Below are 5,057 nucleotides of genomic sequence, written 5' to 3' on the forward strand. Positions count from 1 at the left end.
GGTGGGGGTGGGAGGCGTGGAGAGTGTTGCAGCAACCGTTTTCTCGGCGGTTTCAGCGAACGTTTCCGCAGCCGTCTCCGGGGTCGGTTCACCGACCGTTGCAGCAACCGTTTCCTGGCCCGTCGCCGCATCCCTCTCCGTCTCCGCCAGTGCGGCCAGCGCGCGGGCCGCCGCCTCCGGGCGGGTCTCGGCGAGGTCGCGGGCGCGGGCCGCGAGGGACTTCGCCAGGGCCGTGTGCGCGCGGACCAGCGGCCAGACGTCGGCCGGAACCGTCCGGCCCGCCGCGATGCGCTCGTGCGCGAAGTCGGCCAGCATGCGGGCGAGTTCGCGGTCCGCGCGGGCATCGAGGCCGTACAGGCGGTCGAGCGGGATGTCGTAGAAGACGCACTTCAGCACGGCCTGCCGGTACTCCGTGTCCGGCAGCCGCGCCGCCGCGTACGCCCCGAGCGCCGCCTCGATCACACTGTTGTCGTTGCCCCTGAGGGCCTCCCGGACGAGGGAGAGCGCGAGTTCGCCGAGCCGGTCGTCGGCGGGGGCGGCAGCGGCGAAAAGGGTACGACGGACGTCGGGGACGGGGCGCCCGGTGGTCCGGAAGGGCGCTCCCGCGCCGCCGCGCGGGATCGGATCGCCCCAACCTGCGCTGGCATGCGGCGAGTTGACACTGCCGGAGCTGTCCGACGGGGACGTACCGTCGAAGCCGTTCTCATCCCCGGCCCGCGCCCTGTCCGCGTCCGCCCTCCCCTCGTCCCACTCCGCGCCCGCCTCCGCGTTGACCTCTTCCAGCAGCGGCAACGCCCTTAGGACCGCCCGCTGTTCGGCCGGGTCGCCGTGGCGGTAGAGCTCGGCGACCGCGTCCGCGAGGGAGTTGTTCACCGAGTTGAGGATCTTCATCCGGAGCTTGTAGAACCGCTTGTCGCCCTCGGCCGCGCCGAGGTCCACGACCCGCAGGATCGCCTCGTTCTTCCGCCAGAACTCCAGGAATCCCGCCACGAGTTCCTGCGCGGTCTGCCAGCCGGCCTTGCCGACCCACGAGCGGCCTTCGAGGAGTTCGGTCAACCCCGCGCCCTCGGCGGCCATTTGCTCCGCGATCTCCAGGACGGCGCCTTCGACGTCCGGGAAGTACTGGTAGAAGGTCGCGGGCGAAGTGCCCGCCTTCCGGGCGACATCGATGACCTTGACGTCCCGGTAAGGAGAGGAGCTGAGCATCTCGCTGAGGCAGTCCAGCAGCTTCTGCCGCGTGGCCTGCCCACGCCGACCGGCTACGCGGCCGTCGACGGTACGCACTTGTCCTGTCATGCCGTCAGCTTACCGAGGGGTGATCGGAGCGCGATTCGGCCGATCCAAATGGGGTGCATTCCACTCCCCGGGGCGCATCCGCTGGTCTGCGCGGTGCGGGTCGCGCCGTTACTTTGGGCGCATGGCCGAAAACAGGGCATCGGGGTACGGAGAGGGCGCCGCCATGGGCGCGGGCGCCTATGGAGAGGGCGTCCCCTGCTGGGTCGACGCCCAGCTTCCCGACCTCGACGCGGGAAAGCGTTTCTACGGTGAGCTCTTCGGGTGGACCTTCGACGCCCCCGACGACCCCGGAATCGACCACGGCGGCTCGCTGTGGGCCAGAAAAGACGGGAAACCGGTTGCTGCCCTGGCTCCCAAGGGTGACGGCCGGATGCCGACCGTCTGGACGGTGTACTTCGCGACCCCCGACATCCGCCGTACCGCCGGACGCATCATCGCCGTCGGCGGCCAGGTCGTCATGGCCCCCTTCCCGGTCGGCCGACTGGGTACGGCGGCCCTGGTGGCCGACCCCGAGGGCGCCGTCTTCGGGCTCTGGCAGGGGGAGCGCCACCCTGGTTTCGGGGTACGTCATACCCCTAGTACTTTCGTCTGGGCCGAGCTGTACGCCCGCGACATCGACGCCGTGAACTCGTTCTACGGCGGCCTCTTCCACGAGGCCCTCTTCGGCGAGGGCGCCCGCCCCGACTTCGGCCGGGCCCCTGTCTCCGACGTCTTCCCCGCCGAGATGCCCCCGCACTTCGTCGTCCACTTCGGCGTCGAGGACTGCGCCGTCGCCGTACGGACCGTCGTACGCCTCGGCGGGCGGGTCCAGGCCGGGCCGTTCCCGACGTCCTACGGGATCGCCGCCGTCGTATCGGACAATCAAGGGGCGTCGTTCGCGTTGTTGCAGCGGGAGAACCGCCGTTTCGGCGTCGAACCGGCGTGAATCGACATCGGTTCGAAGGCGATCCGGCGTTGATTTGGAAGAAATGTTCCGGTAGATGAAGTAGCGCCCTATTTTTCACCGGGTTCGCAACCAGCCGCCCGGCCAGGAACAATCGGGGGTGCGTGCCGCCATGGCGGTGCGGTGGTGAGACGCTGCACGGGGTCGCGTGAAGACGTGGCTTGCGCGGCCCGTACGGGGAGGTGGCAGGCAAGTGGTGGATCAGCTGACGCAGCACGATCCGCGGCGGATCGGGCCGTTCGAGGTGCTGGGACGGCTGGGAGCCGGCGGCATGGGGCTGGTCTATCTGGCGCGCTCCGCGTCGGGCCGGCGCGTGGCGATCAAGACGGTGCGTACGGAACTCGCCGAGGACCAGCTCTTCCGCGTGCGGTTCACGCGCGAGGTCGAGGCGGCGCGTGCTGTAAGCGGTTTCTACACGGCGGCCGTCGTGGACGCCGATCCGCGCGCGGCCGTGCCGTGGCTGGCGACCGCGTACGTCCCGGCGCCCTCCCTCGAAGAGATAGTGAACGACTGCGGGCCGCTGCCCGCCCAGGCGGTGCGCTGGCTGGCGGCGGGGGTCGCTGAAGCGCTCCAGTCCATCCACGGCGCGGGTCTCGTGCACCGCGACCTCAAGCCGTCGAACGTCCTCGTCGTCGAGGACGGCCCCCGGGTGATCGACTTCGGGATCGCCTCCGGGGTCTCCAACACCCGCCTGACCATGACGAACGTCGCGGTCGGCACCCCCGCGTACATGTCGCCCGAGCAGGCGAAGGACTCGCGCAGCGTGACCGGCGCGAGCGACGTCTTCTCGCTCGGGTCGATGCTCGTCTTCGCGGCCACCGGGCATCCGCCGTTCCACGGCGCGAATCCGGTAGAAACCGTTTTCATGCTGTTGCGGGAAGGGCCCGACCTGGAGGGGCTGCCGGACGAACTGCGGCCCCTCATCGAGTCGTGCATGCAGATGGAGGCCACCGCCCGGCCCAACCCGGCCGACCTCCAGGCGCAGCTCGCCCCGCACCTCTTCGGCTCCGGGTCCGACGACAGCGGTACGGCCTCGGCGTGGTTGCCGGAGAAGGCCGTCACCATGATCGAGACCCGCCGGGGCGGGCGTCCGCCGAAACCGGCGGGGGCCTCCGGACGGAGCGGGGGCGGGGTGAACCTGGGAGGTAGGTCCGTACTACCGCCGCCGCCTCCGCCCTCGCACGACCCGGTGGTACCGGGTGGGGGCGTCGTACCCGTAGCACCCGTAGTACCTCCGAGGCCCGCCGGGCCCGCGCCGTTCCCCGCGCCGATGGGGGCGCCCGACGTCAGCCCGGTACGGCTCGCGGGCGCGCCGGTGCCGATCGGTCCCGGGCCGCGGATCTCCGACATCCGGGCTACCTCGGCGGTACGGGCCCCCGTACCCGACCCGGGTCTGACCGGGTCATGGACGCGGGTGCGGCCCGGTGCCAACGGCGCCGACCCTGTCGTACCCGTAGTACCCGGGGGTGGGGCGACCGGTGTGCCCGCCCTGCCGAGCGCGCCCCCGGAGGCCCCGCCCGGCTGGCGGCCGTGGCGCTTCCGGATGTCGAACGACGTCTGGGGGACGCCCTCGGTCGACGGCGACCTCGTCTACGTCACCTCCTTCGAGGTGCACGCGCTGGACGTCGCGACCGGGCGGCGCCGGTTCAAGACGCGGGACGTCGCCTGGTCGATGGCGGTCGCCGACGGCCGGGTCCACGCCTCCGACGGGCCCACCCTCTTCGCTCTGGACGCCCGCGAGGGCGGCGACCTGTGGCGGCTGCCCACCGACGCCTGGGTGTACTCCCTCAAGGCCGAGCGCGGCACGATCGTCACCGGTACGCGCGGCGGCGGCGCGCAGGGCTGGGAGGCGTCCAACGGGCAGAAGCTGTGGGAGATCGGCGGCTGCCAGACCGACTTCGAGTCCCCCGAGGCGGGGCCCGTGCTGCACGAGGGCACGGTGTACGTCTGGCAGGACGCGAGGCTGCGCGCGCTGGAGGCCCGTACGGGTGAGGAGCGCTGGTCCTACCCCATCGGTGACGCCGCCTCCTGCGGGGGCGTACCCGTACGCGTAACTCCCTCGGGGGACGGCAACGTGTACGTCTCCGCGGGTACGCGGGTGCTGTCGGTCGACATCGCCACCGGGATGGTGCGCTGGCACTTCGAGGCGCCGGCCGCGTTCCTGTCGCCGCCCACGTTCGTGCCGGGGCCCGCCGTCGCGGGGGGCGGGGTCTACCTCGCGGACTACCTGGGTACGGTCTACGCCCTCGACGCCGCCGACGGGCGCGACCGGTGGCGCATCGCCACCGAGGCCAGGTCCTCCATCGACCCCGTGCTCGTCGCCGCCGGGCATGTCCATGTGGGCAGCGGGAAGGGGCTCTACACGCTCGACGCGGTCACCGGGACGCCCAAGTGGCGGTTCCAGGCCGGTGGGGACATCGTGGGGGCGCCCGCCGTCGCCGAGGGGCGGATCCACTTCGGGTCCACCGACTGCCTGCTGTACACGCTCAAGGCCGACGACGGGCGGTTGCGGTGGAAGCTGGCGACCGGGGGCGAGATCACTGGCTCTCCGGTGGTACGGGACGGGGTCGTGTACGCGTGCAGCAAGGATCGGTGCGTGTACGCGCTGGACGCGGAGAAGGGGACGGGGACGGCTCGGCCGGCGTGAGGACCATGTCGCCGAGGGGTGGTGACATGGTCGTGACAGGCGTTGCCTAGGGTGGGTCCATGCGACCACGGGGGTACATCTTCAGGCTTACGGCTGTCTCGGCGCTGGTGGTGTTCGCGCTCACGGGGTTCTCCAGTGGGCGCGGGCACGGGAGCCACGGCGGGGGCGGTG

Annotated in this window: 3 protein-coding genes and 1 pseudogene; 2 read left to right on the forward strand and 2 right to left on the reverse strand. The window is 71.7% G+C overall.

All coding sequences use genetic code 11. The annotated features are described in order from the left end of the window. Positions 1–462 (reverse strand): EboA domain-containing protein (locus AOK24_RS52810; RefSeq protein ID WP_420876700.1); only part of this gene is annotated, 462 nt, incomplete at its 3' end. A 363-nt stretch (positions 463–825) separates the two neighbouring features. After that, a pseudogene (locus tag AOK24_RS27650) lies at positions 826–1,296 on the reverse strand (TetR/AcrR family transcriptional regulator); the annotation flags it as partial. 121 nt (positions 1,297–1,417) lie between these two features. On the opposite strand from AOK24_RS27650, the gene kbpA reads away from it, so the two are divergent. Next, complete coding sequence (kbpA, locus tag AOK24_RS27655) at positions 1,418–2,221, forward strand: AfsK-binding protein KbpA (protein ID WP_055722772.1); 804 nt, start codon at positions 1,418–1,420, stop codon at positions 2,219–2,221. 211 nt (positions 2,222–2,432) lie between these two features. Then, the gene (afsK, locus tag AOK24_RS27660) at positions 2,433–4,886 is read left to right on the forward strand and encodes a protein serine/threonine kinase AfsK (RefSeq protein WP_055722773.1); all 2,454 of its coding nucleotides are present in this window, start codon (positions 2,433–2,435) and stop codon (positions 4,884–4,886) included. Positions 4,887–5,057 lie beyond the last annotated feature (171 nt).

Source organism: Streptomyces niveiscabiei (assembly GCF_001419795.1).
GTDB classification, from domain to species: Bacteria; Actinomycetota; Actinomycetes; order Streptomycetales; family Streptomycetaceae; genus Streptomyces; species Streptomyces niveiscabiei.

What these genes read in the sequence shown, in the direction of transcription:
- kbpA (WP_055722772.1), top strand. Translation starts at nt 1,418, where the DNA reads ATGGCCGAAAACAGGGCATCGGGGTACGGAGAGGGCGCCGCCATGGGC.